The organism is Nocardia sp. CDC519, assembly GCF_059509835.1.
On sequence record NZ_CM183377.1, the window covers coordinates 6,444,938 to 6,469,018 of the forward strand.

The following is a 24,081-nucleotide window of genomic DNA, read 5'->3' on the forward strand; positions in this document are numbered from 1 at the left end:
CGAGCGATCAACCCGCGCCGCACCGATCCGCGGCCAGCACTGCCGCCGCGCCTTCGCGCAGGCCCTCGACGAGATATCGGGGAACCTCCAGCGGCGGGAAATTCCCGCCGTTCTCGGGGTGAGTGCCGGCGGACGACACGCCGTGCCGCTGCTGCGCCCCGGGGCGTGGAGTCTTCTCGATATCGCCGGGGTGCATGGTGATTCGGGCGAATGCTGTAGCCGCGGGGCGCTGGTTCGCGCCCACCGGCCGTCTTCGTTGTCCGGCGGTGGGCGCGCCGGTGCGCTACTGGGCGCGGTCGAACAGCTCGCGCGCCTGCTCGATGGCAGCATGTAAACGCTGCGGCTGCGGCACCAGCTCCGCGATGATGTCGTCGACACCGCGCAGCCCGGCGCGGTTCAGCATCCGCTTCTCGTTGACCACCCAGGTGCCGCGGGCCGCGAGCACCGCGTGCGCGGTCTGCACCGCCGCTGTCGCCAGCGCCCCTGCCACTTCGGTGCGGTGTCCGCGTGCGGCATAGGCGTTGTCGGCGTAGGTGAGGGTGAGCGCGGCGCGTTCGCGCCACACCGGCGGCGCGGATTCGCGCAGGGCCCGCGGGTAGTCCGGGCGCGGCAGCGCACCGTGCAGCACGCTGTTGATCGCGAGTTCGGCGACCAGCAGATAGCTGGGGATGCCCGCCAAATGGAACATCAATGGTTCCCAATGGAATCGGCCCGCCTCGGCCTCGGTGAGTTCGCGGTCGACGGCGGCCAGGTCGCGGTAGTGGATGTCGACGCGGCGGCCGTCGACGGTGAGCCACGCGCCGCCGTTGAACACCCCGCCGCCCCACGCACCGAGGTCGAACACCTCGCCGGGCCAGCCGATGGCGCGCAGGTCGGCGGGGTCGAAGCCGTGGCGGTAGTAGACGGCAAGGTCCCAGTCGCTGTCGGGAGTGTGGGTGCCTTCGGCGCGGGATCCGCCGAGGGTGACCGCCTCGACGCCGGGCAGCGCGGCGAGGCGGTCGGTGAGGTGGGCGAGAAACTGCTCGTCGGTCATGGCTGTCCTCTGGATCGGAGCGATGAAAGAACCTGCGGGCAGCACCATCCATCGCGCCCGGGTATCCGGGCCGCGATCAGGGGGGCCGCGCTGTCATCACTCCACGACCGGCGATGGTACCGAGCACCAGCGCGATGTGCGCGGCATTATCCGCGGCGCCGATCCCTGTCGCGGCGCCGGTCGATGACCTGACTCCAGGCGCTCGCGTGATCGAGGCGCTCGGCGACGCCGTCGCCGGTCCTAGGAGGCGACGTGGATCTTGTCCGCCCCGATTCGCGCGATCCGCTCGCGCCCCCACTCCCCCAGCGGGCCGAGCGCGGCGTTGAGGGCGGCGCCGAGTTCGGTGAGCCGGTATTCCACGCGCGGTGGCACCTCGGCGTAGACGGTGCGGTCGACGATCTCGTCTTCTTCGAGTTCGCGGAGTTGCTGGATGAGCATCTTCTCCGAAATACCGGGAAGGCCGCGGCGCAGTTCGCCGAAGCGGCGCATGCCGTGGTTGTGCAGCTCCCACAGGATCAGCGATTTCCATTTGCCGCCGACGACGTCCATGGCCGCGTCGATGCCGCAGAAGTATGGTCCGGATCTCTTCGCACCCATTGCCGACCTCGCTACCTGTTCACACACGGTGTGGTAAGTACCCGACCAAATAGTAGGTACTTGTCGGGTCTTCCGGTACACCGCAGTGTTGGGGCATGCGGCGCGCATCGGCGCGCTACCGAACCCAGGAGATGTCTTCCATGCCCGACACCACCCCCGCACCGGTCACCGTCCTCGGCCTCGGCGCCATGGGCCGAGCCTTCGCCGCCACGTTGCTCAAAGGTGGCCGGTCCGTGACGGTCTGGAACCGCACGCCCGGCAAGGACGGCGAGCTCGTCGCCGCCGGTGCGAGCAGTGCCGCCGCGCTCACCGACGCGGTTGCCGCGAGTCCGGTGATCATCGTGCTGCTGCTCGACCACGCCTCGGTGCACACCACCCTCGACCCGGTGGCCGAACAGCTGTCCGGTCGCGCGGTGATCAATCTGACCAGCACGACGCCCGAGGAGTCGCGGGCGTCGGCCGAGTGGGCCGCCGCCCGCGGCATCGACTACCTCGACGGCGGCATCATGGCCGTCCCGCCGATGATCGGGCAGCCCGGCGCGTCCATCCTCTACAGCGGCGCACAGACGGTCTTCGACGAGCACCGCGCGATGCTGGAACTGCTGGCCTCGGCCGAATACTTCGGTACCGACGCCGGGCTGGCCTCGACCCTGGACTTCGCGCTGCTGGCGGCGATGTACGGGATGTTCGGCGGCTTCTTCAACGGTGTGGCGATGACGCGCTCGGTCGGTGTGTCGGCCCAGGCCTACGCCGAACGCGCGGCCGCGTGGGTGGCGGCGATGGCGCAGCTGCTGCCCGACTACGGAAAACTCATCGACACCGGCGATTACCGCGATGGCGTGCAGGGCATCGCATTCCACAAGTCCGCCATCGACGCGATCGTGCGTGCCACCCGCGATGCCGGCGCCGCCCCCGATTTCCTGGCGCCGATGCAGCATCTGCTCGACCGTCAGATCGCCGAGGGCAATGGCGCACTGGCCTTCGAGCGCACGGTCGAAGAAATCGCCTGACCCCGGCCCCGGGCGACGGGCCCGCGCGGCGGCCGTTGGCGGCTGACCGGGACGTGTGGTCCGGGCCTCACCGCCGGTGCGGTTAGCGTGTGAGGTTCGGCCGGTCGTATCCGGCGGTGACCGGAGGGTCCGGCCGAGCAGGCAACGACGACGACAAGGAGTCCGCGGGTGGCTGTCCTGGACGCGAAGCTGAGCGACATCTACGACGAGGTGTTGCGCCGCAACCCCGGCGAAACCGAGTTCCATCAGGCTGTGCACGAGGTACTCGACAGCCTCGGCCCCGTGGTCGCCAAGCATCCGCACTATGCCGACGCCGCGGTGATCCGCCGGCTGTGTGAACCCGAACGCCAGATCATCTTCCGGGTGCCGTGGGTCGACGATTCCGGCGCGGTACAGATCAACCGCGGGTTCCGGGTCGAGTTCAACTCCGCGCTCGGCCCCTACAAGGGCGGGTTGCGGTTTCATCCGTCGGTGTATCTGGGGATCGTGAAGTTCCTCGGCTTCGAGCAGATCTTCAAGAACTCGCTGACGGGGCTGCCCATCGGCGGCGGTAAGGGCGGTTCGGATTTCGACCCGAAGGGCCGTTCCGAGGGCGAGGTGATGCGGTTCTGTCAGGCGTTCATGACCGAGCTGTACCGCCACCTCGGTGAGCACACCGACGTCCCCGCCGGCGACACCGGCGTTGGTGGTCGCGAAATCGGTTACCTGTTCGGCCAATACAAGCGCATCACCAACCGCTACGAGTCCGGTGTGCTCACCGGAAAAGGCTTGACCTGGGGCGGATCCCAGGTCCGGCGGGAAGCCACCGGGTACGGCGCGGTGTTCTTCGTCAACGAGATCCTGGCCGCGGCCGGCCGTTCGCTGGAGGGGCAGCGGGTGGTGGTGTCGGGATCGGGCAATGTCGCGATCTATGCCATCGAGAAGATCCACGAACTGGGCGGCATCGTGGTGGCGTGCTCGGATTCGAGTGGCTATGTCGTCGACGAGCACGGCATCGACTTGGAGTTGCTCAAGGAGATCAAGGAGGTACGCCGGGCCAGGATCGCCGATTACGCCGAGGCCAGGCCGGGTGCGGCGCGTTTCGTGGCCGGCGGCTCGCTGTGGGAGGTGCCCTGCGATATCGCGTTGCCGTGCGCCACCCAGAACGAACTCGACGGTGTCGCCGCGGGCAAGCTCATCGCCAACGGCTGCCATATCGTCGCCGAGGGCGCCAATATGCCGTGCACGCCGGAGGCGGTGAAACTGTTCGGCGCGGCCGGGGTGACCTTCGCGCCGGGGAAAGCCGCGAACGCGGGCGGGGTGGCCACCAGTGCGCTGGAGATGCAGCAGAACGCCTCGCGCGATTCCTGGAGTTTCGAACACACCGAGCAGCGGTTGGCCGAGATCATGCGCGGCATCCATGACCGCTGCCTGGCCACCGCCGACGAATACGGCATGCCGGGCAACTATGTGGCCGGTGCGAATATCGGCGGTTTCATCCAGGTCGCCGATGCGATGCTGGCGCTCGGGGTGATCTGAGCGCCGTCTCGGCCGCGGGCGCCAAGGGCTCGGCGGTGGGTCCGTACCCTGGGTGCATGCCCGATCACACCGCCGGGCGGGCCGAGATCGAGCGGCTCGCGCAGATGATCACCGGGCGCCGGGTCGCGGTGCTGACCGGGGCCGGGATGTCCACCGACAGCGGGATCCCGGACTACCGCGGCCCCGGCTCCCCGCCCCGCACCCCGATGACCTTCCAGCAGTTCATCGGCGACGCCGCGTTCCGGCAACGGTATTGGGCGCGCAATCATGTGGGCTGGCGGCGCATGGACGCCGCGCGCCCCAACCCCGGCCATCGCGCGCTGGCCCGGCTCGAACGCCTCGGTGTGGTGAGCGGGTTGATCACCCAGAACGTCGACCTGCTGCACACCAAGGCCGGCCATCGCCGGGTGATCGACCTGCACGGCACCTACGCGCGGGTGCGCTGCCTGAGCTGTGATCATCTGGTGTCGCGGATGTCGCTGGCGGATCGGCTCGAGGCCGCCAATCCGGGGTTCGCCGACGCCGCCGACGCCACCGGTGTGGAGGTGGCGCCCGACGCCGACGCGGTGATCGCCGATACCGCCGCGTTCCGCATGGTGGATTGTGTGCGATGCGGCGGCATCCTCAAACCCGACATCGTCTATTTCGGGGAGAACGTGCCCAAGCAGCGGGTGCGCGCGGCCTATGACGTGGTCGACGACGCCGAGGTGCTGCTGGTGGCCGGTTCGTCGCTGACGGTGATGTCGGGGCTGCGGTTCGTGCGCCACGCCGCGAAATCGGGGACGCCGGTGATCATCGTCAATCGTGGGCGCACCCGCGGCGACGAACTGGCCACCCACACCGTCGATGCCGGATGTTCGCCGACGCTGAGCGCGCTGGCCGACCACCTCGCGGCGCGGGTCGCGGTGGCCTGAGCGGCTGCGTCACCGGCCGGTGAGCGGGTACGCCCCGGGTATGACGTTGTTGGTGGGCACCTCCGGGTGGCAGTACCGCGACTGGCGCGGGGTGCTGTATCCGCAGGGGGTGCCGCAACGGCTGTGGCTCGAGCAGTACGCGCGGTCCTTCGCCACCGTCGAGCTCAACAATGCGTTCTACCGGCTACCCAGCGCCGAGACCTTCGCCTCCTGGCGGGTACGCACTCCGGCGGGGTTCCGGATCGCGGTCAAGGCCAGCCGGTTCCTCACCCACATCAAACGGCTGCGCGAGCCCGAGGAACCGGTGGCGCGGCTGATGGGCCGGGCCGCGAGCCTGGGTGAGCGCCTCGGACCGATCCTGCTGCAACTGCCGCCGACCTTGCGCGCCGATCCCACGCTGCTGGAGGCGTGTCTGCGGTGTTTTCCGGATGGCACGCGGGTGGCGGTCGAACCGCGCCACGAGTCCTGGTGGACCGAGGAGACCAGGCAGGTCCTCGAACGTCAGGGCGCGGCGCTGTGCTGGGCGGATGCGGGCGAGCAGGCGGTCACACCGCTGTGGCGCACCACCGATTGGGGCTATCTGCGCCTGCACCACGGCACCGCCGAGCCATGGCCGCGCTATCACCCCGGCACCCTGGCCGAGTGGGCGCGCCGCCTCACCGAGACCTGGCCGCGGGCGGCTGAGGTGGAGGTGTATTTCAACAACGACCCGGGCGGTGCGGCGATCTACGACGCAACCGTTTTCGCGCGTTCGGCGGCCGCGCTGGGCGCCGAGGTCACCCGCACACCGGATATCCGGCCCGCGACCGCACCACCTGCCGTCGGCGGGGCGTGACCGCAACGCTTCAACCGGGGTGGTCGGCCGACCGGGCTGAACGCGCGCAGACACAGCCGACCGACAGATGCAGCCGACGTCTCGTCCCGGTGCCGCCGACGCCCGGCCGGGCTGCACCGTCCCCCGGTCGGGCGTGCAGCGGGTCGTCAGTCTTCGGTAGGGAAGAACGACTCTCCGTCCTCGGGGGCGCCGTCGATTTGTCCGCGGTGTTCGCCGAAGGTTTCGTCGCTGTCGTCGGCGGGCAGCTGGTCGATGTCGTCGCCTTCGTCGATGGTGCCGGGTTGCCCGGCGGTGGGTTCGCCCGGCTCGGTGGCGCCCAGGTCGGGTTCTTCTTCGGCCAGCCGTTGTCCGAGTGATTCGCCGGCGCGCTGTTCGGCGGGTGTCATGCCGAACTTGTCGGCGCCGGTCCAGTCCTCGGGCGGGTCGACCACGATGTCACCGTCGTCGTTGCGCACCTCGTCGGAGTCGAGGCTCTCGGTGGGGCCCAAGGTGTCGCCTGGTCCGGTTTCTGTAGCCATATGCGCCGGATGCCCGGACACCGGCCGGGCAAACAGCTCACCCGTGCGGGGCGATCTCGGTCTCGTCGGGCGACAGGCATGCTGTCGGCGGCGGCGCCCGGACGCACGACGACAGCAGCGGGTACGCCGGTGAGCGCGCGGATCGGGCAGCTTTACTCGCTCGGCGAGCAACCGCACCCGTGGTGCGCGGTCGGCGGCGACGAGCGTGCTCAGCTCGATGGCGGCCGGCGTCCGGTATCGGTGCGCGGCAGTAGGTCGAAGGCGGTGTCGACCACGACGTCGCCGAGCCCGGCGGCACGCAGATTTCCGCGTATGCGGTCCAGGTCGAGCGCGGGCAGCGGTGGAACGTGCGAGGCCGGGCCTGAATCGAGTTCGGGTTCGGGTTCGTCGTCGCCGACGCGCACGGTGACGGGGTAACCCGGATAGTGTTCGCCGATGAACGCTCGATAGGCGGCGGCGTCGACCGGATCCCAGCGGTCGACGCCGGCGTGGCAGTCGAGTGCGAAAGTGCCGTCTTCGAATCCCCGCACGATCGTGAACAGCCAGGCTTCCAGCCCGGGATGGGTGATAGAGCGGTATTCGCTGTCGTGGCTGAACTCGACGATCTGGCCGGCAACGCCATCGAAGGCGCCGGCGAGATCGACGCAGACGCAATCGCCCCAGCCGTTGTCCAGGAACGGGATCCAGTCCGGGCCCCACCACTCGGCCATGTCGTCGTTGTCGACCAACCACGCCATATCTGCCAGGGTGGACTCGATACTGTCGGTGGACATCAGCGACCACGTACCCAGCAGTGCGCCGCGATGGTCGGCGCCTTCACCGTCGTGCCAGCCGAGGAGTTCACGCAGCAGCGGCGGGAACCGGCCCTCGAACCGGGCGGCGAGGGCATCGATGGCGTCCGCGGACGCGCCGGGCCGCAACCCGGCTCGATAGGCGGGGCGGTTGAGCATGAGCCATCGGTCGAGTCGGGTGAGCAGCGGATGCATGACGCCGAAACTACCGGCGCACTGCGTGATTCGCGCATCGCGCCTGCCTCCGGGCTGTGAGTTGTCAGCTGTCGGCGCGGAGCAGGGCGGCGATCTCGGCCTGTCCGCGCGCGAGCGCGTTGTCGAGGGCGGTGTTGCCGTCGCTGTCCCGGATGTTCGGATCGGCGCCCGCGGCGAGCAGATCGGTGACGACCTGCTGGTAGCGGGTGCTGCCGTCGCCGTAGACGATCGCTTCCTGTAGCGCGGTCCAGCCCGGGGTGTTGACGTGGTTCACCGCCACGCCGGCCTCGATGAGCCTGCGCACCGTGGTGACCGAACCGTGTTCGGCGGCCGGGATGAGCGCCGTGCCGCCGTAGCGGTTGACGCTGGTCAGGTCGGCGCCATGAGCGAGGGTGAGGTCGAGGATGGAGTCGATTCCTTCGGCGCCGGCATACAGGTAGGCCGAATCCTGCAGGGCGTCCACGGCGTTCACGTCGGCCCCGGCCTCGATGAGTGCGCGGGCGGCGTCGGTGGCACGGTTCTTGGTGGCCTCGATCAGGGGCGTGCGCTCGTGTGGTCCGCGGGCTTCGATATCGGCGCCGCGGGCCAGCAGCTCGCGCACTCGGGCCGCGGCATCGGCGGCGGCCGCGGCGAACAGATCGTCGTCGAGGGCCGGGTCGTGCGGCGGGGTCGCCGGGGCGGTGCCCGGGTTCGGTTCGATCGAGGCCGGTGCGCCGGCGGATGCGGGCACGGGAGTCGAGACCGAGGTCTGCGTGGGCGCCGGGTCAGCGGTGCACGCCACGGTAGCCGTCAGGATCGCCGCCGACGCCGCGAGGGTGACGCTCGCCGGCAGCGAACGTCGTCTGCTCGAATGGTTGCGGGTCATCGCCGACTCCTCAGATTTGGTATACCAACGATGGTCGACTCGTTGCGGGAGTTTGTCCAGATGAAGACCGGAACTGTGGTTACCGACACCAAGGAGGCGACTTGTTGGTATACCAGAGTTGGTATCGTGGGGATATGAGCCAATCAGGCGAGGGCTACCAGATCACCGATCAGGACCGGCAGCATCTGCGCCGATGCGTCGACCTGGCCCGTACCGCGCTCCAGGACGGTGACGAGCCGTTCGGGTCGATCCTGGTCGACGCCGAGGGCGCGATCCGGTTCGAAGCCCGCAACCGCATCGTCACCGGGGAACCGACCCAGCATCCGGAGTTCGAGATCGCCCGCTGGGCCGGGATCCACCTGCCGCCCGAACAGCGCGCGAGCGCCGTCATCTACACCTCCGGCGAACACTGCCCGATGTGCAGTGCCGCGCACGCCTGGGCCGGTCTCGGTCGCATCGTGTACGCGGTCGGCTCCGAACAGCTCGGCCGCTGGCAGCGCGAATGGGGTCTGCCACCCGGGCCGGTGGCCGCGCTCCCCATCACCGCCGTCGCGCCGACGGTGCCGGTCGCGGGGCCGGAACCCGGCCTCGAAGCCGAGATCAAGGAGCTGCACCAGCACATGGCCGCACGGCTGCGCGGCTGACCGCGGTCGCGCGGGCCGGTGTCAGTCCGCGCCGTCGCGGATATCGGCGGCGTCGCGTTGCGCGGCGAGGGCGCGGCTGGTGTCGATGTGGGCGGCGGCCAACGCCTCGACGCGGGCCAGATCACGGTTGGCGATGGCGTCGAAGAGCTGCTGGTGTTCGCGGGCCACGGTGGTCAGATCGTCGTGGCGGCCCAGCAGCCAGCGCATCCGGCTGCGCAGCCCGGCCTGCAGTTCGCCGAGCAGTTCGTTGCCCGTGAGCCGGATGACGGTTTCGTGGAAATCGGCGGCCGCCCGGCGCGCGGTGACGGCATCACCGGCGCGGGCGGCATCCCATTCGGCGTCGAGATCGCGGCGCAGTTCGTCGAGCCCGGCGCGGGTGGCGCGTTGCGCGGCGAGCCGGAAGGCCAGCACTTCGAACGCCGAGCGCACTTCGATCAAGTCGGCGATATCGGTGGCGCTGAACTGGCGCACCACGGCCCAACTGCGCGGGCGCGCCGTCACCAATCCCTCTGTCACCAGCGCTTTGAGTGCTTCCCGCACGGGCAGCCGGGAGACACCGAGTTCGGCCGCGAGTTCGCGTTCGACCAACTTGGATCCTGGTGCCCGCACACCGTCGAGGATCTGATCCCGCAGGATCCGGGTGACCCGTTCGGATTCGGAGGCGAACCCAGCCGACGCACTCATCACCGCATTCTCGCATCCCCTCGCCCACATTTGGTATCCCACCTGCGTCGGGGGTGGGTCAACGCCCGGGACGTCCCAGCTGCTGCAGGCGGGCTTCGTCGAAGTCGAGCATGTACTGGCAGCGGGCCAGCGCCTTGGCGCCGAAACGTTCGCCGTCACGGGCGCGCAGCAGCGCCGTCCGCTGCGCACCCAGTACCCGCAGCCGCAGCTGCCGGTACTGTTCGCGCGGGTCGGGACCGTCGGCAGGCAGATCCGCCTGCGCGGCCGAGCCCTTCCGGACGGTGTCGTCGCGAACCATTCCCACCAGTGCGTCCGGGAATGGGTTGCCGTCGTCGTCGGCGAGACCGGGAGTGTCGAGGACGTGTTCGGCGGCCTCGGACAGCAGCGTCCGCAACTCGGCGAAGTCGTCGCGCAACCGCACCGGATCGTCGCCGGGTACGCGGACGAGGCGGATCACCGCGGGCAGGCTCAGGCCCTGCACCAGCAGCGTGGTGGTCGCGACGACGAACGCGATCAGCACCAGCTCCGACCGCATCGGGGTCTGCGCGGGCAGGGTTTGCGCCGCCGCGACGGTGACCGCGCCACGCATCCCGGACCAGGCCAGGACCGCTCCGCCGCGGGCACCGACGGTTTCGGTGAGCCGGAAGTCGACCGTGGCCGAGACCTTGCCGAAGCGGCGCAGCATCATCTGCAGGCGTTTGCTCTCCGGCGGCAGGCCGGTGTCGGCGATGCGCGCGCTGATCTGCTCGAGGCGCGGTTTGACTTCGGCGGCGCGGCGCTGGTCCAGCCGGAGAAAGGCCACCAGCGGCATGATGAACACCGCGCGGATCACCATCACCACCAGCGCGGCCAGCAGCCCGATACCGAAAGCTTGCGCGGCGCTGAGCTGTTCGCCGCGCACATCGTCGATCAGGCCGGACAGGCTCAGGCCCATGAGCAGAAAGATCGCACTTTCCAGCAGGAAGGCGACGGTGCGCCAGTTGGTGGCGTCGACGAGGCGGTCCTGGGCGCTGAGACGGCGTGGGCTCAGGTGCCCGCTGACCAACCCGGCAACGACGACGGCGAGCACGCCCGAGCCATGGAATTCCTCGGCCGGCAGATAGGCCAGAAACGGGATCACGAACGACACCGCCGTGGTGGCCACCGGATCGTCGAGCATGGCCCGCGCCCGCACCCCGAGCCAACCGACCAGCAGTCCGGCGATCACCGCGACCACGACCGCGAGGACGAAATCGCCGAGCACCTGCCACAGCGACACCGTCGCCGCCAGCGCGGCCACCGCCGAGCGCAGCAGCACCAGTGCGGTCGCGTCGTTGACCAGCCCCTCCCCCTCCAGCATCGTCAGCAACCGCGACGGCAACCCGAGCCGTCGGCCCACCGAGGTCGCCGCGATCGGATCGGTCGGGCTGATCACCGCGCCGAGCGCGAACGCCGCCGGCCAGCCGATATCGGGCAGCAGCTGATGAAACAACCAGCCCGTGCCGAGGGTGGTGACCACGACCAGCAGCACCGCAAGGCCGGTGATGGGTTTGAGGTTGCGGCGAAAATCGACCGCAGGCATGTTCACCGCCGCCGAATACAGCAGCGGCGGCAGCACACCGGACAAGATGAGCTCGGGTTCGACCTGCGGATGCGGAATGCCCGGCACGAAACTGAGCGCGATACCGACCACCGCCAGGCTCAGCGGCGCGGCCACGCCGAGCGTGTCGGAGAACGCCGCGACCACCACGATGGCGATGATGCCGACGACCACGACCAGGGTGATCTCCACGAACCCTCCTCAGCGCTGACGGCGTGTCCCGGTAGCACCGTACGACGCGGGCGGCGGCCGTGATTCGATGGCGGTGCAGCGTTTCCCTGACCGCGGCGACCGATCGGAGCTGACGATGACGGCAACTACGGGTATCAGCGAACTGTCCTTGGCCGAGAAGGCCGCCCTCGGCAGCGGCGCGGATTTCTGGACCACCAAGGCGGTGGGCCCGGTGCCGTCGATGCTGCTGACCGACGGCCCGCACGGGGTGCGCAGGCAGACCGGCGCCACCGACCATCTGGGGCTGGCCGCGAGCAGGCCCGCCACCTGTTTCCCGCCAGCGGCCGGGCTCGGGCAGAGCTGGGATGTGGCTCTGGTGCGCCGGGTCGGCGAAGCGCTGGGCCGGGAGGCGCGCGCCCTCGAGGTGGACGTGCTGCTGGGGCCGGGGATCAACATCAAACGGGATCCGCGCTGCGGGCGGGTGTTCGAGTACTACTCCGAGGACCCGCTGCTCACCGGTGTGCTGGGTGCGGCGTGGGTGCGGGGTGTGCAGAGCCAGGGGGTGGGCGCCTCGCTCAAACATTTCGCGGTCAACAATGCCGAACACGATCGGATGCGATCGAGCTCGGATGTGGACGCACGGCCGTTGCGGGAGATCTATCTGCGAGCCTTCGCCCATATCGTGCGCACCGCGCAGCCGTGGACGGTGATGTGTTCCTACAACCGGATCAACGGCGTCTACGCCGCGCAGAACCGGTGGCTGCTCACCGACGTGCTGCGCGATACCTGGGGTTTCGACGGGCTGGTTGTCAGCGACTGGGGTGCGGTGTCGGACCGGGTCGCCTCCGTCGCCGCGGGCCTGGATCTGCAGATGCCCGGCGGTGGCGGCGACCCGGACGCGCAGGTGGTGGCAGCGGTCGAATCCGGTGCGCTCGAGGTTGCCGCGGTCGATCGGGCCGCGCAGAAAGTGGCCGAGTTGGCGGCGAAGGTGCTCGCCGGGCGGGCTGCTGCCCCGGCGGCGCCGGATCCGGACGCACATCATCGGCTGGCTCGTGAGGTCGCCGCACGTTGTGTGGTGTTGTTGCGCAATGACGATGAGCTGCTGCCGTTGCGTGCCGGGCAGCCGCTGGCGGTGATCGGCGAGTTCGCGCAGACCCCGCGCTACCAGGGTGGCGGCAGTTCGCATGTGAATCCGACCCGTGTGGATGTGCCGCTCGAGGAGATCGCTGCCGCGGCCGAGCCCGGGCAGGTGCGGTATGCGCGCGGGTTCCGCACCGACACCAGCACACCCGATCCGGTGCTGGTGGCGGAGGCCGTCGCCGCGGCGCGTGCGGCCGAGGTGGCGGTGGTGTTTCTCGGGTTGGGCGCGGGCCAGGAATCGGAGGGCTTCGACCGCGAGGATATCGAGCTGCCCGCCGACCAGCTCGCCCTGCTGGCCGAGGTCGTGGCGGTTCAGCCGAAGACCGTGGTGGTGCTCTCCCACGGTGGGGTGCTGCGGTTGGCGCCGGTGGTCGAGCTCGCGCCGGCCATCGTCGACGGCGCGCTGCTCGGTCAGGCCGCGGGCGGCGCGCTCGCGGATGTGCTGTTCGGGCGGGTCAATCCCTCGGGCCGGCTCACCGAGACGGTGCCGCTGCGGCTTCAGGATGTGCCCGCGTATCTGAACTTCCCCGGCGAGAACTCCCACATCCGGTACGGCGAAGGTATTTTCGTCGGCTACCGCTGGTATGACGCGCGCGAGATGGCGGTGAGTTTCCCGTTCGGACACGGCCTGTCCTACACCAGCTTCACCTACTCGGACCTGGCGGTCGAGTCGAGCGCGAGCGGGCTCACCGTGGAGGTCACCATCACCAATACCGGTGACCGGCGCGGCCGTGAGGTCGTGCAGATCTACACCGCGCTGCCCGAATCGGCGGTTACCCGTCCGCCGCGCGAGCTCGGGGGCCATGCGGTCACCGGTGAGCTGGAACCCGGTGCGAGCCAGCGGGTCTCGATTCCGATCGAGCGCGAGGCTCTGGCCTACTGGGAGACCCGCACCGAGGCGTGGGTGGTGGAAGGCGGCACCTACCGGGTGATGGCCGGTGCGTCCAGCCGCGATATCCGCGCCACCGCCGACGTCGAGGTGCCCGGCGACGAGCTGCGCCTGCCGATCACCCGGCAGTCCACCCTCGGCGAGGTGCTGGCGAACCCGGCCGCGGCAGCGGTGCTGTCACAGATGTTCGCGGCGATGACCGGCGGCGGTGACGGTGACGGTCAAGCCCTCGGCGTCGACATGATGCGCATGCTCGCCTCCATCCCGCTGGACCGGCTCACCGGCTTCGGCATGTCCCCCGCCGACCTCGATGCCCTGCTGTCGGCCACCGACGACCACAGCCGACCGTGAGCCGTCGCGCCGTCCCGCGGCGCCGGCCGGAGCCGACCGTGAGCCGTCGCGTCGTCCCGCGACGCCGGCCAGAGCCGAGCTGCACGAGGGGCTCTGTGACCGCCGCGCACGCCGCCGGGAGAAGGTGGCCGGCTTCGACGGGTCACCGCCGCGGTCTCGGGGCCGGCGCAGTCAGCAGGTCGCTATTTCCGCGCCGCGACGACGAACATCGGCACCGCGACGAAGATCCGGTTCGTGCGGGCGCGCTCGGCTTGCTCGGCGAGCCAGCTCTGCTCATCGGTGATGCGACGCACCAGGGCGAGTGCGGTGTCGTCGGTGAACACGCTGGTGCGCACCTCGACGACCGCGTCGCTGAAACCGGCGTCGAGCAGCAGGTTGCGGTAGCGGCGGGCGATGCGCGGCGACGGCAGCGAGTCCGCCTTCGCGTGGACCAGCCGCCGGGTGGTCTCCGGCTGGTCGGAGTCGATGACCACCGTGTCCCAGTCCTGGCCGAGCAGCACGGCCCGCCCGCCCGGAGCGAGCACCCGGTGGGCCTCGGCGACGGCGCGCACCGGGTCGTCGACCGTGTGCAACACCTTGTCCGCGCGGTAGCCGGCCACCGACCCGGTGGCCAACGGCAGTTCGCAGGCATCGCCGACGTGGAACTCCCCGGCCGGCCAGCGCTCGCGGGCCACGGCGATCATCTCGGGGTCGGTATCGATCCCGACGGCGTGGCACCCACGCTCGGCCAGTTCGGCGACCGCGCGGCCACCGCCGCAGCCGACGTCGACCACGGTCCGGCCGGTGAGATCGCCGAGCAATGCGTAGGAACGTGCGCGCAGTTCCACAGACATCGGCTGGGCATCGATGGCGTCGAGGACATCAAGAAGAGTGGACATGCCCGCCATAATTCGACTTAATGTCGACATGAAGTCAAGTGTGCTGACGATCGGCCAGGTCGCCGACCGCTTCGGCCTGCCGACACACGTTCTGCGGCACTGGGAGTCGGTCGGCCTGCTGCATCCGGCCCGCGTCGCCGGCGACCGCCGCCGCTACACCGACGACGACCTCGTCCGGGTGGCGTCGATCATGATCGCGAAGCGGGCCGGCCTGCCGCTCGAGGACATCCGGGCGTTCCTCGCCGCCGCGGACCCGGCCGCCCGCAAGGACGTGCTGCAGCGCAACCACCGTGCGCTGCAGGCCAGGATGGCGGCACTGCGTTCGGCGCTGGATCTGCTCGAAGCCGGCATGAACTGCTCGCACGAGGACATCACGACCTGCCCGAACTACCGGGCCCACCTCGCAGCCGAGTCGACCCGAGGCCGATGACCGGCATGGTCGCCGCGCGGGAGGGCCCCGCTAGGTGATGTGCCCGCCCAGGGCATCGGCTGTGCGTGCGGTTGCGGCGAGGTGGGCGTTGACTCGCCCCAGCAGCGCGAACAGCTGTGCGCGTTCCTCGTGATCGAGTGGGGTCATGATCTGTTCGTTGACCGTGTCGAGGACGCGGTCGAGTTCGGCGAGGCGTTGTTCGCCGGCTGCGGTGATGGTGATGACGTTGCGGCGTTTATCGGCCGGGTCCGGGGCGCGGCGCACCCATCGGCCCTCTTCGAGGTCGTTGAGTACCGAGACGAGGTCACTCTTGTAGACGCTGGTTCGCTCCGACAGCGTCGCCTGGCTCGCCGGCCCGAATTCGGCGAGCGCGGCCAGCACCACGAAGTGATCCTTGCGCGCCCCCGTGGCCCGTAACGCCTCGCGCGACAGGCGCGTCATCTGGGCCGCCGTCATCGAGGTCAGGCGTGAGAGCTGCTTTTTCAGCCGCGCCGGAGTGGACTCGCCGCGGTCGAAGCGCATCTCCTCATCGGTGTCCATGCACCGAGCCTACCCCTTGCGTTAGTGCCACTAACGACCTACATTCATTCGCGGCACTAACGTTAGTGCTCCGAACAGATTGTAGGAGTTCCCATGACCCCCACCGAATCCCTGATCCGTACCCTCGCCGACCGCGCCGAGCTGGCCGATCTCGTTGCCCGTCACAGCCTCTGGATCGACGAGGGCTTGGCCGACACCGACCGCATCTTCACCGACGACGTCGTGGTGCGCTCCATTCGCGGGCAAGCCAAGGGCATCGACGCCCTCGAAGCTCTCGCCCGCGCAGGGCACGACACCTACACGCGCACCCTGCACAACAAGTCCAACCTCGTCATCGAGATCGACGGCGACACCGCGACTGTGCGCGCGCACGACGTGGCCGTCTTCGTCATCGACGACAGCACCGCGGCCGTCGCGGCCGGTATCGGCCGCTACCGAGCTCGCCGCACCTCGGCGGGCTGGCGCTTCGACGCACTCGACATCACCCCGGTCGCGCTGACCGACGCGCTGCCACGCACCCTGTAACCCGCCCGACTGGCCGAATATCTCGATTTTGTGGCCGCCAGTCGTTGCTGTCGGCGTCGCGCACCGCTCTACGCTCGAACAACAGGTCAACGGTGATGGAGGACACAGGCAGATGGCGTTCGACTACGACGTGCTGGTGATCGGTTCGGGATTCGGCGGCAGCGTGTCCGCGCTCCGGCTGACCGAGAAGGGCTACCGGGTCGGCGTGCTCGAGGCCGGACGCCGCTTCGCCGACGACGAATTCGCCGCGACGTCGTGGCGGGCACGGCAATTCTTGTGGGCGCCACGGCTGGGCTGCTTCGGCATCCAGCGGCTGACGTTGCTGAAGAACACCTTCATCATGAGCGGCGCCGGTGTCGGCGGCGGCTCGCTGGTGTACGCCAACACCCTCTACGAGCCGCCTGCGGCGTTCTACGCCGACAAGCAGTGGGCCGGTATCACCGACTGGCGCGCCGAACTGGCACCGCACTACGACCAGGCCAAACGCATGCTCGGCGTCACCACCAACCCGGCCACCACCCCCAGTGACCGGATCCTGCGTGAAGTCGCCGACGAACTCGGCGTCGGCGACACCTACCGCCAGACCCCGGTGGGTGTGCTGTTCGGCGGCGCCGGGGCCCGGCCCGGCCAGGAGGTGCCCGACCCGTTCTTCGGTGGTGTCGGCCCCGCGCGGCGCACCTGCACCCACTGCGGCGAATGCATGACCGGATGCCGCCACAACGCCAAGAACACCCTGGTCAAGAACTACCTGTATCTGGCCGAGCGGGCGGGTGCGCGCGTGCATCCGCTGACCACGGTGGTGGATGTGCGGCCCCGCCCCGGCGGCGGCTACGAGGTGCACACCCGCCGCACCGGACGCTGGGCTCGCACGGGAGCGCGCGTGTTCACCGCCGAACAGGTGGTGTTCTCCGCGGCCGCGCTCGGCACCCAGAAACTGCTGCACCGGCTGCGGGATCGCGGCTCGCTGCCCCACATCTCGCCGCGGCTCGGCTATCTGTCGCGCACCAATTCCGAGGAGCTGCTGTCGGTGCGCAGCCGCCGCCGCGACGCCGATTTCACCAAGGGCGTCGCGATCACCTCCTCGATCCATCCCGACGAGCACACCCATATCGAACCGGTGCGCTACGGCAAAGGCAGTAATGCGCTGGCGCTGATCACCACCGCGATGGTCGGCGACGACGGCGTGCGCCCACGCTGGCGCCAGTACCTGCATCAGCTGCGGCGCAATCGCCGCGACCTGCTGCACATGCACAATCCGCACCGCTGGTCCGAGCAGATGATCGGGCTGCTGGTGATGCAGTCGGTGGACAACTCCATCACCACCTACACCACCCGAGGCGTGTTCGGCCGCAAGATGACGACCAAACAGGGCGAAGGCGAACCCAATCCCACCTGGATCCCGATCGGCCACGAGGTCGCCGAACGCGTCGCCGACAAGATCGACGGCTTCCCCACCGGCGCCACCAGCAGCATCGTCAATATCCCGGCGACCGGCCATTTCATCGGCGGCTGCGCCATCGGCGACTCCCCCGCCACCGGCGTCGTCGACCCGTACCACCGCCTCTACGGCCATCCCGGCCTGCACGTCATCGACGGCTCGACCATCTCGGCCAACCTCGGGGTCAACCCGTCGCTGACCATCACCGCCCAAGCCGAACGCGCGATCTCCCTGTGGCCCAACAAGGGTGAGCCGGATCTACGGCCCGAACTAGGCGCACCGTATCGGCGGCTGGCGCCCATCGCACCGGCCGCTCCGGTGGTGCCGGCCACCGCCCCTGCCGCTTTGCGGTTGCCGATCGTCGAGATCTCCGGCGGCCAGCCGCTGGTCGAACACGACAACTGACCGCACACCACGCGATCTCGACCGGTTCGCGACAACGTCGTCGCGTCGGTCACCGAGCCGGTCGCGTCGGATCGCGTCGGCGCGGCCCCTCCTGAACGGGCCGCGCGAGGACGCTGCCCGTGAACGCTCAGCCGTCGGTACCGCGTCGATCCCGCCGACCCGACGCCCGGCGCGGCACACTGGTGCGGGTGAGCAATGTCCCCGTCGCCGCGGTGGTGTGTGCCTTCCTCGCCGCGCTCGGGTTCGCGGTGGCCGCGGTCGCGCAGCAGCGGGCCGCGGCCGAGGTGCCCGAGGGTGCGGCTTTCCTGGCCGGGTTGGCGCGCAGTCCTCGCTGGTGGGCGGGGATCGTCGGGGACGGCGGCGCGTTCGTCTTCCAGATCGTGGCGCTGGCGTTGGGGTCGGTGCTGGTCGTGCAGCCGATCCTGGTGACGTCGTTGATCTTCGCGCTACCGCTGGCCGCACGCTACAACGACCGACCGGTGACGCGGACGGCCTGGGCACAGGCGATCGCCCTGTCGGTCGCGCTGGCGTGTTTCCTGGTGGTGGGTGATCCGTCGCCGGGGGTGCGGGACGCGCCGTGGTCACACTGGTTCGGCCCGCTGATGCTGGTGCTCGGGCTCGTCGCCGCGGCGGTGGCGGCCGCGGTCGCGGTGCGGGCCACCGCGGTGCGGGCGCTGCTGCTGGGGGCGGCGGCGGGGCTGTTGTTCGGTGTGTCGGCGGCGGTGACCCAGCATGTGGTCGAACTGTTCGGCGACGGCATCGCCACCGTGTTGCGCAGCTGGGAGCCGTACACGATGGTCGGGGCGGGCCTGCTGGGGTTGTATCTGCAACAGCGCGCGTATCAGATCGGTGCGCTCTCGGCGTCGCTGCCGGCGTTCACCGTGGCCGAGCCGCTCGCGGCGATGTTCCTGGGGCTGACCGTCCTCGACGAAACACTGAACACCGGGACCGTTGGCGTCGTGGTGGTGCTGGCGTCGGTGGTGGTGATGTGTGTTGCGGCCGTGCAGCTTTCTCGCGCCCAGGCCGAGGCCGTGCCCGCCGAGCACGCCGGATGATCGTGCCGCCGGGCATGGTGGCCGTCCGTGGACAGCGACAATTGCCGGTCGGTTGCCGATTTTTGTCGATCGACGCGCTCTGCGCGGTGGTCGGTATGTGTCGATCCCGGCACCGGAGCTCGACGGTGAGGCCGGCCCGTTCCTCGAAGGTGGCGAAGTCCTCGTCCACGGCAACCACGTTTTCGTCGGCGAGTCCGGGATGGCCACCAACGGTCTGGCCATCGACGCCGAAACCTATATCACCGACCCGAATTTCGAGCGCGTCGGCCGCGACGTGCAGGCTCGCGGCATCACGGTCGAGTATGTGGACTTCGCGGTGTCGCGACTGTTCGGTGGCGCGTTCCGGTGCTCGCCCCAACCCCTGGGCCGCTTCGACTGAGACACCCCGGCGTTCGCCACACCTCCCGGTCTGGGTGGCGACGAACGACCACCGGCAACCCGTCGTTGCCGGTGGTCGCGCCGCGGTCATCGCACCGCAGTCCGAGCGAACCCGCGGACGCGCCGGATGTGGCGGACGTAGCGAGGACGACCGATCACGTACCAGATGACGCGCACCGGTGCCGGCAGCACACCCAGCAGCAGCGCACGTTCGGCCGGGTCGGCGTCCTCGAGGACGAGACCGAACAGCGTGAGCAGAGTCGGTTTCGGTGTGTTGGCCACCAAATGCTCACCCAGCGACGCCCATTCCTTGTCGGTGATGTGGTCGGCCGCGAGCGGAAGCAGCATGGTCTCTTCGTCGTCGAGGTGCTCGACCAAGACCGCCCGGTGATCGGCCAGGACCGCGACCAGCGCGTCGCGTTCATCGGCACCGGCCGTTGCCTCCCACGCCGGGACCGCGCTGTCCAGGCTCGCCAAGGTGGCTTCGACGCGCTCATGCTGTCGCTGCATCCGCAGGATGACATCGGCGCCCAGATCGACGCGGGACAGCAGCGGCGGCCACAGCAGCTCGTCCTCGCCCTCATGATGGTTCTTCAGTCCCAGCCGATAGTCGCGGAAATGGCCGGCGATCACCGCTGCGCGCGCGGTGTCACCAGGGGCGACCGCCGCCACGAGCTCCATCAGCAACCGCGACTCGCGCCGGAACGCGCGGTGCACGATCTTCATGTCCTGGGTGTCGACGCTCATCTGTTCCTGCCTTTCAACATCGGTGGTGTTCGCTTGCGGTTCGATGCGCCTGCGGCGCTAGGCGCCGACGAGGGAACGTGCGACACGGCCGCGCGCCACCGGATCGGTGCCTGCCGGTCGCGTCCGCTCGGTCAGCAGCAGGACCGCCGTCAGCGCGACGACGACCACCGCCGAGCCGTGCACGATCAGCGCCGTCGACACGCTGCCGCCGTGCGACACCACCGCGAGCGCGTCACCGACCGGGATCGCGGCGTGGATCAGCACCACCCAGCCGAGAACGCGCCGCAGGCCGAGGCCGAGCAGCAGGAAGGTGACGGCCGCGATGGCGAGGTCGCGCACACCCTTGACGACGAAATAGCCGTCGGCGTTGCCGGTCGGCCACGGCTCGATACCGAAACCGGCGGGGGCACTGCCGGGAGCGAGCAGGAAGCTCAGCCCGAAGTACAGGGGCGCGGCCGCGCAGATCACGGCCAGCACGGTGGTCAAGCGATACTTCGTCATGATGGTTTCTCCTCGGTTGGTCGGCGGATCGTTTCCGTCCGATGGGACCGTGTTCGGTCTGCTCCGAGACTGCGTGCGCGGGTTTGGAGGCCACCTGGAACCGACTTGGAACACCGGTCACAGCGGTGGTGCGTACGATGTGCCAGGTCATGGTCTTCATCCGGGTATTGGGGTCGTTCGCGGCCGAAGCCGACGGCGAACCCATTCCCCTCGGCGGACCGCGCCAACGTGGCGTGCTCGCCCTGCTCGTCGCCGCGCGCGGCCACGTCGTGCCGGTCGACCGCATGGTCGAGGACCTGTGGCGCGGCGAGGCGCCCGCCCGCGCGCTGGCGTCACTGCAGGCCTACATCTCCAACCTGCGCCGTCTGCTCGAACCCGGCCGCCCGCCACGCACTCCGGCCCGCCTGCTGGTGAGCGCCGCACCCGGCTACGCCTTGCGCCTGCCGCAGTCGGCGGTCGACGCCTGGCGCTTCGAAGAACTGCTCGACCAGGCCCGCACGCGCACCGACCCCGGCGCGGTCCGCGCCAGGCTGGACGAGGCACTGGCCCTGTGGCGAGGACCCGCGTTCGCCGAGTTCGCCGACGAACCATGGGCTGTCACCGAGACCGGCCGCCTCAGCGAGCTGCACCTGGTGGCCCGGGAACTGCACCTCGCGGCGCGCCTGCGTCTCGATCTTCCCGCGACGGTGGCGCCCGACGCCGAAATCCTCACCCGCGACCATCCTTTGCGCGAGGAGGGCTGGCGACTGCACGCGCTCGCCCTGTGGAGCAGCGGCCGCCAGGCCGATGCGCTCGCCGCGCTCCGCCGCGCCCGCGCCACCTTCGCCGACGAACTCGGCCTCGACCCCGGACCGGATCTGCTCGCGCTGGAAGAGGCGATCCTCACCCAGCGCACCGACATCCTCCGCGAGGCCGGCCCACCACCCCGAAACGACGCACCCCACGCGAACACCGTGCCGGACAACAGCATTCGAACCGGCACCGATCCGGGCACACCCGACGCGGGGACGTTCGTCGGACGCGACGACGAACTCGCCGCACTACTGGCGGCCGCGACCGATGCGATCGAATCCCGAGGGCGCGTCGCGCTCGTCACCGGAGAAGCCGGGCTCGGCAAATCGACACTGCTCGAACACCTCACCGCCCGACTCGAACACCACGGGTGGCTGGTGGCCACCGGACGCTGCCCCGATCTCGACAGCGCCCCGCCGGCCTGGGCGTGGGTCGAGGTCCTGCGCACAGTGGCCGCGACCGTACCGGCCGGCGAGTTCGCCGACGATCTCGCGCCGCTGCTGTCGGATGCGGCAGCGGTCACCGGTGACGCGGCCGCCGGGCGGTTCCGGCTGCGGCAGGCCGTGTGGGCCTTTCTCACCGCGGCCGCCGCCGAGCGTCCGGTCGCCATCGTCGTCGACGATGTGCACTGGGCCGACGCCGCCACGCTGGAACTACTCGGCGGCTGCCTCGACACGCGCGCCCCGATCTTCGTCGTCGCCGCCTACCGCGCCGACGAGAGCGAGCACCTCACCGCGACGCTGGCCGCCCTGGCCCGCACCGCGCCGCTGCGGCTCGATCTCGCCGGACTCGACCGCGCCGCCGTCGCCCAGCTCGTGCGCGCCGAATGCCGGGCCGATGAAGCGACCGTGACCGGAATCGCCGAACGCACCGGCGGCAACCCGTTCTATGTGCGGGAGAGTGCGCGGCTGCTCAACGGCGAGGGCGCCTTGATCGCGTTGTCGGAGGTGCCCGACGGTGTCCGCGACGTCCTGCGGCGCCGCCTGGCCCGGCTCCCCGAAAGCAGTGTTGCTGTGCTGCGGCTCGCCGCGGTCGCGGGCCGGGAAAGTTCGGTGGACGTGCTGGTGCAGGCCGCCGACACCGACGAGGACGGCGTGCTGGACGCACTGGACGCCGGCGTCATCGCCGGGCTGCTCGACGAGCCCGGACCAGGGCGGGTCCGATTCGTCCACGCATTGGTCAGGGACACACTGGGCACCGACGTCAGCCGACTGCGCATCACCAGGATGCACGCCAGGATCGCCGCCGCTCTGGAAGGCACCGGCGATATCGCCGCCCTCGCCCACCACTATGCGCGCGCCGGCTCACCGAAGGCCGTCGGCTACTGCGTGCGCGCCGCCGAACTGGCCGAGGCCCGCTACGCCCACGACGTGGCGGCCACACTGCTCACCGACGCCGTCGCCAACTCCAGCGACCCGGACGAACGCATCGACCTGTGCGGCAGGCTGCTGCGCGCCCAGGTCAGAGCCGGAGACGTCGCCGCGGCCAGACAGACCCGCGAATACGCCGTCACCTATGCCGAATCCCTTGGCCGCGACGACCTGATGATCGCGGCGTTCACCGCCTGGACCGAACCCACCCCCTGGCTTGCCCGCACCTACGGCACGGTCGACCATCCCATCGTCGACCGCCTCCGCCGACTGCTCGACCGCACCGACCTCGCCGCAGAGGTGCGCGCCCACCTGCTCATCGCCTATACCCACGAACTGGTCGGCGAAGCAGACCCGACCGTCATGGCGGCCGGGCGGGAAGCGCTGGCACTGGCCACCTCACCGCGCCTGCGCGCCGGGGCGCTCCTGGTCCTGGCACGCGACTCGGGCCAGGAGGAGTACTCCCGTGAGCTGGTGCGGATCGGCATCGAGCACGATCTGCCCGTCTACCGGGTGACCGGGCTGCTCAACCTGGCCGCCAACGCCGCCGGGGCCAACGACCCGGCCACCATGCGCGAGCTGATCGGGCAGGCACTCGAACTGGCCCGCACCTACCGGATGCCGGAGGCGATCGGCGCCGCCGAGATCGCGCTGGCCTCACTGCTGCTCATCGAGGGCCGGTTCGCCGACGCCGAACACAGCTACATCGAAGCCACCGAACGCCTGGAACGAGCCGGATCAGTGCACGCCACCGGCTTCCTGCGCCTGGCGCTTGCGGCGACCTGGCTCAACGCGGGCACCCTCGGCGACCACCTCGACGACATCCGCGCCCTGCACACGGCACTCGGCCCCATGGTCGCCGACCTGCACACCCTCGCCCTGCACGCCGCCGGCCACACCGAGCAAGCGCGCCGAACCCGCACCGCACCGACCCCGATCCGCCCCGACTTCTTCTTCACCTTCCTGACCAGCCTGCGCGCCATGGCCATCCTCGCCGTCGGCGACCGCGCCGCCGCCGAGCAGATCTACACCGACCTGCTCCCCCACCGCGACGGTCCCCCGGCCGGCGCGGAAAGCCTGTCGCTGGCCGTGCGTCCGGTCGCCCATACCCTCGGCGAACTCGCCCGATTCCTCGGCCGCGACGCCGAAGCCGACGCGCACTTCGCCCGCGCCGACGCCATCGCCGGATTGTGGAACGCGCACCTGAGCTGATCCGCTCCCCTGCACCGGCACGGCGTTCCAAGCCGGCTCCAAGCGCCTTCCAAAGCCCCGGGACCACTGTCGAGCC

At 70.1% G+C, this 24,081-nt stretch carries 24 protein-coding genes; 12 read left to right on the forward strand and 12 right to left on the reverse strand.

Features of this window, described 5'->3' with window-relative positions; genetic code table 11:
- Positions 1-7: 7 nt before the first annotated feature.
- The 3 genes from AC5W7N_RS29650 to AC5W7N_RS29660 all read right to left on the reverse strand — a co-directional run bounded on the left by AC5W7N_RS29650 (position 8) and on the right by AC5W7N_RS29660 (position 1,630).
- The gene (locus AC5W7N_RS29650; protein WP_194991596.1) at positions 8-244 is read right to left on the reverse strand and encodes a hypothetical protein; all 237 of its coding nucleotides are present in this window, start codon (positions 242-244) and stop codon (positions 8-10) included.
- 39 nt (positions 245-283) lie between these two features.
- On the reverse strand, positions 284-1,033 hold the full coding sequence (locus AC5W7N_RS29655; RefSeq protein WP_495922459.1) for a nucleotidyltransferase domain-containing protein: 750 nt from the start codon (positions 1,031-1,033) through the stop codon (positions 284-286).
- Between the two features lie 240 nt (positions 1,034-1,273).
- Positions 1,274-1,630 (reverse strand): winged helix-turn-helix transcriptional regulator, encoded by a 357-nt coding sequence (locus tag AC5W7N_RS29660; protein ID WP_163815354.1) that lies wholly within the window; start codon positions 1,628-1,630, stop codon positions 1,274-1,276.
- Positions 1,631-1,770: 140 nt separating this feature from the next.
- Here AC5W7N_RS29660 and AC5W7N_RS29665 point away from each other — a divergent pair, with 140 nt between their 5' ends.
- The 4 genes from AC5W7N_RS29665 to AC5W7N_RS29680 all read left to right on the forward strand — a co-directional run bounded on the left by AC5W7N_RS29665 (position 1,771) and on the right by AC5W7N_RS29680 (position 5,907).
- Positions 1,771-2,640, forward strand: coding sequence for an NAD(P)-dependent oxidoreductase (locus tag AC5W7N_RS29665; protein WP_194991598.1), 870 nt, complete (start codon positions 1,771-1,773; stop codon positions 2,638-2,640).
- Positions 2,641-2,808: 168 nt separating this feature from the next.
- Positions 2,809-4,158 (forward strand): NADP-specific glutamate dehydrogenase, encoded by a 1,350-nt coding sequence (gene gdhA / locus AC5W7N_RS29670; protein WP_163815350.1) that lies wholly within the window; start codon positions 2,809-2,811, stop codon positions 4,156-4,158.
- Positions 4,159-4,214: 56 nt separating this feature from the next.
- Entirely contained in the window at positions 4,215-5,072 is an 858-nt protein-coding gene (locus AC5W7N_RS29675; RefSeq protein WP_490725106.1) for an NAD-dependent protein deacetylase, read from the forward strand.
- 40 nt (positions 5,073-5,112) lie between these two features.
- Positions 5,113-5,907: a DUF72 domain-containing protein gene (locus AC5W7N_RS29680; protein WP_495922460.1), complete on the forward strand. Its 795-nt coding sequence runs from the start codon at positions 5,113-5,115 to the stop codon at positions 5,905-5,907.
- 146 nt (positions 5,908-6,053) lie between these two features.
- Here AC5W7N_RS29680 and AC5W7N_RS29685 read toward each other — a convergent pair whose 3' ends face one another.
- From AC5W7N_RS29685 to AC5W7N_RS29695, 3 genes are all read right to left on the reverse strand, one after another.
- The gene (locus AC5W7N_RS29685; protein WP_194993018.1) at positions 6,054-6,425 is read right to left on the reverse strand and encodes a hypothetical protein; all 372 of its coding nucleotides are present in this window, start codon (positions 6,423-6,425) and stop codon (positions 6,054-6,056) included.
- Positions 6,426-6,634: 209 nt separating this feature from the next.
- Complete coding sequence (locus tag AC5W7N_RS29690; RefSeq protein WP_495922468.1) at positions 6,635-7,411, reverse strand: SMI1/KNR4 family protein; 777 nt, start codon at positions 7,409-7,411, stop codon at positions 6,635-6,637.
- A 64-nt stretch (positions 7,412-7,475) separates the two neighbouring features.
- On the reverse strand, positions 7,476-8,276 hold the full coding sequence (locus AC5W7N_RS29695; protein WP_495922470.1) for an ankyrin repeat domain-containing protein: 801 nt from the start codon (positions 8,274-8,276) through the stop codon (positions 7,476-7,478).
- Positions 8,277-8,410: 134 nt separating this feature from the next.
- Between AC5W7N_RS29695 and AC5W7N_RS29700 the strand changes: the two genes are divergently transcribed.
- Positions 8,411-8,920, forward strand: coding sequence for a nucleoside deaminase (locus AC5W7N_RS29700; protein WP_490725101.1), 510 nt, complete (start codon positions 8,411-8,413; stop codon positions 8,918-8,920).
- A gap of 21 nt (positions 8,921-8,941) precedes the next feature.
- On the opposite strand, the gene AC5W7N_RS29705 is transcribed toward AC5W7N_RS29700, so the two are convergent.
- A complete protein-coding gene (locus AC5W7N_RS29705; RefSeq protein WP_490725100.1) occupies positions 8,942-9,604 on the reverse strand; it encodes a GntR family transcriptional regulator in 663 nt (220 codons plus the stop codon).
- A 58-nt stretch (positions 9,605-9,662) separates the two neighbouring features.
- Positions 9,663-11,375, reverse strand: a complete 1,713-nt coding sequence (locus tag AC5W7N_RS29710; protein WP_490725099.1) for a cation:proton antiporter — start codon at positions 11,373-11,375, stop codon at positions 9,663-9,665.
- Positions 11,376-11,490: 115 nt separating this feature from the next.
- Between AC5W7N_RS29710 and AC5W7N_RS29715 the strand changes: the two genes are divergently transcribed.
- Positions 11,491-13,734: a glycoside hydrolase family 3 C-terminal domain-containing protein gene (locus tag AC5W7N_RS29715; protein ID WP_495922473.1), complete on the forward strand. Its 2,244-nt coding sequence runs from the start codon at positions 11,491-11,493 to the stop codon at positions 13,732-13,734.
- Between the two features lie 182 nt (positions 13,735-13,916).
- Here the strand turns inward: AC5W7N_RS29715 and AC5W7N_RS29720 are convergent, their stop codons facing one another.
- Positions 13,917-14,612: a methyltransferase domain-containing protein gene (locus AC5W7N_RS29720; protein WP_495922475.1), complete on the reverse strand. Its 696-nt coding sequence runs from the start codon at positions 14,610-14,612 to the stop codon at positions 13,917-13,919.
- On the opposite strand from AC5W7N_RS29720, the gene AC5W7N_RS29725 reads away from it, so the two are divergent.
- Positions 14,611-15,042, forward strand: coding sequence for a MerR family transcriptional regulator (locus AC5W7N_RS29725; protein ID WP_228815371.1), 432 nt, complete (start codon positions 14,611-14,613; stop codon positions 15,040-15,042). The two genes, AC5W7N_RS29720 and AC5W7N_RS29725, sit on opposite strands and share 2 nt — an antisense overlap.
- Before the next feature lie 30 nt (positions 15,043-15,072).
- Here the strand turns inward: AC5W7N_RS29725 and AC5W7N_RS29730 are convergent, their stop codons facing one another.
- Positions 15,073-15,582 carry a MarR family winged helix-turn-helix transcriptional regulator gene (locus AC5W7N_RS29730; RefSeq protein WP_194990949.1) on the reverse strand — a complete coding sequence of 170 codons (510 nt, stop codon included), beginning with the start codon at positions 15,580-15,582 and terminating at the stop codon, positions 15,073-15,075.
- A gap of 93 nt (positions 15,583-15,675) precedes the next feature.
- Between AC5W7N_RS29730 and AC5W7N_RS29735 the strand changes: the two genes are divergently transcribed.
- The 4 genes from AC5W7N_RS29735 to AC5W7N_RS29750 all read left to right on the forward strand — a co-directional run bounded on the left by AC5W7N_RS29735 (position 15,676) and on the right by AC5W7N_RS29750 (position 19,384).
- Positions 15,676-16,107 carry a nuclear transport factor 2 family protein gene (locus AC5W7N_RS29735; RefSeq protein WP_163815325.1) on the forward strand — a complete coding sequence of 144 codons (432 nt, stop codon included), beginning with the start codon at positions 15,676-15,678 and terminating at the stop codon, positions 16,105-16,107.
- A gap of 112 nt (positions 16,108-16,219) precedes the next feature.
- Complete coding sequence (locus tag AC5W7N_RS29740; RefSeq protein ID WP_495922476.1) at positions 16,220-17,950, forward strand: FAD-dependent oxidoreductase; 1,731 nt, start codon at positions 16,220-16,222, stop codon at positions 17,948-17,950.
- Positions 17,951-18,138: 188 nt separating this feature from the next.
- The gene (locus AC5W7N_RS29745) at positions 18,139-19,005 is read left to right on the forward strand and encodes a DMT family transporter (protein WP_163815321.1); all 867 of its coding nucleotides are present in this window, start codon (positions 18,139-18,141) and stop codon (positions 19,003-19,005) included.
- Between the two features lie 97 nt (positions 19,006-19,102).
- Complete coding sequence (locus tag AC5W7N_RS29750; protein WP_495922478.1) at positions 19,103-19,384, forward strand: hypothetical protein; 282 nt, start codon at positions 19,103-19,105, stop codon at positions 19,382-19,384.
- Between the two features lie 86 nt (positions 19,385-19,470).
- Here the strand turns inward: AC5W7N_RS29750 and AC5W7N_RS29755 are convergent, their stop codons facing one another.
- Positions 19,471-20,130: a hemerythrin domain-containing protein gene (locus tag AC5W7N_RS29755; protein ID WP_163815319.1), complete on the reverse strand. Its 660-nt coding sequence runs from the start codon at positions 20,128-20,130 to the stop codon at positions 19,471-19,473.
- Between the two features lie 57 nt (positions 20,131-20,187).
- The gene (locus AC5W7N_RS29760; protein WP_163815317.1) at positions 20,188-20,631 is read right to left on the reverse strand and encodes a DUF4267 domain-containing protein; all 444 of its coding nucleotides are present in this window, start codon (positions 20,629-20,631) and stop codon (positions 20,188-20,190) included.
- Positions 20,632-20,768: 137 nt separating this feature from the next.
- Here AC5W7N_RS29760 and AC5W7N_RS29765 point away from each other — a divergent pair, with 137 nt between their 5' ends.
- A complete protein-coding gene (locus tag AC5W7N_RS29765) occupies positions 20,769-24,005 on the forward strand; it encodes an ATP-binding protein (protein ID WP_495922480.1) in 3,237 nt (1,078 codons plus the stop codon).
- Positions 24,006-24,081 lie beyond the last annotated feature (76 nt).